Raw genomic sequence first — 1,548 nt, 5'->3', positions numbered from 1 at the left:
CATCTCGATCGAGCCGATGGACAAGAATGAGGAGACCCGCGAATACCTCATTCCGAAGGGCAAGCACATCCATCTGCAGGATGGCGACATCGTCGAGAAGGGTGACTTCATCGTCGAAGGCAATCCGGCGCCGCACGACATCCTGGCGATCAAGGGCATCGAGGAACTCGCTGCCTACTTGGTCAACGAAATCCAGGAGGTCTATCGGTTGCAGGGCGTGCTGATCAACGACAAGCACATCGAAGTGATCGTTCGTCAGATGCTGCAGAAGGTGGAGATCACCGACCAGGGCGAGACCGATATGATCTCGGGCGAACAGATCGACAAGATCGAGTTCGACCAGATCAACGCCAAGGCCAAGGAAGAGGGCAAGAAAATCGCGACGGGAACGCCAGTGCTGCTCGGCATCACCAAGGCGAGCCTGCAAACCCGCTCGTTCTTCTCGGCGGCCTCGTTCCAGGAGACCACCCGCGTGCTCACCGAAGCCGCCGTCAATGGCAAGGTGGACCCGCTGGAAGGCCTCAAGGAAAACGTCATCGTCGGCCGGCTGATCCCGGCAGGCACCGGCGCATCGATGGCCAAGATCCGCGAAGTCGCCGTCAAGCGCGACAAGCTGATCCTCGATGAGCGCGAAAAGCAGGCAACGATCGTGCCCGCGGCTCCCGAAATGGAACCGTTGGCACTGCCGCCGGCGGAATAGCACCCCGGCGAATTTACGATGTTATGAAAAAAGGCCGGCTCAAGCCGGCCTTTTTGCTGTTTTCTTTCATGCTGCAGCGCACGAACCTGCTTTGTTCATCTTCCCTTCAGGGTGAAAAGCGCTTTTGCTAGGGTGACTTAGACCGCGCGCCCTGGACACACCCGGCGGCGGTAGGCGACGGAAAACACATGCTCGATCTTGCAATAGTTGGCGGCGGTCCCGGCGGCCTGATGAGCGCCTGGTATCTGAAGAAGAAGCTCGGCGAGCATTGCCGCGTCACGATCTATGAGGCGTCCGACCGCGTCGGCGGCAAGATCCTGACGCGCAAATTCGACACCGCACCGGCGATGTACGAAGCCGGCGTCGCCGAAATCTACGACTACTCGATGACCGGCCCCGACCCCTTGCGCGAATTGGTCCAGCATTTCGGCCTGCAGACCATTCCGATGGATGCCGAGCAGGTGCAGCTCGACGGCGAGTTGCTCAATGACGTGCCGGGTATGCGCCGCAAATACGGCACGAAAACCGCCGATGCGATCGAAGCGTTCCGCAAGCGCTGCACCGACATCATGTCGCCGGTCGAATATTACGAAGGCGTCGGCGCCCATGACAACGAGCATCCCTGGGCCTGGATGACCTGCGAGGAACTGCTCGACAGGCACGTCGACGATCCCACCGCCAAGCGTTTCCTGAAAGTGATGGCGCGCTCCGATATCGCCACCGAAAGCCACAACACCAATGGCCTCAACGCGCTAAAAAACTTCGTGATGGATGTCGATGGCTATATCGGCCTGTATTCGATCCAGAACGGCAACGAGCAGCTGATCGGCTGCCTGCAGTCCGAGGTC

General features: G+C 59.6%; 1 protein-coding gene and 1 pseudogene. Both read left to right on the top strand.

What is annotated here, in order from left to right; all coding sequences use genetic code 11:
• A pseudogene (locus tag VGP39_RS02610) lies at positions 1-700 on the top strand (DNA-directed RNA polymerase subunit beta'); the annotation flags it as partial.
• A 188-nt stretch (positions 701-888) separates the two neighbouring features.
• Positions 889-1,548 (top strand): FAD-dependent oxidoreductase (locus VGP39_RS02605; protein ID WP_327566547.1); only part of this gene is annotated, 660 nt, incomplete at its 3' end.

This window comes from Bradyrhizobium sp. (assembly GCF_036009065.1).
GTDB lineage: Bacteria > Pseudomonadota > Alphaproteobacteria > Rhizobiales > Xanthobacteraceae > Bradyrhizobium.
The sequence above is the reverse complement of the archived record's forward strand: the minus strand, read 5'-3'. Positions and strand labels throughout refer to the sequence as shown.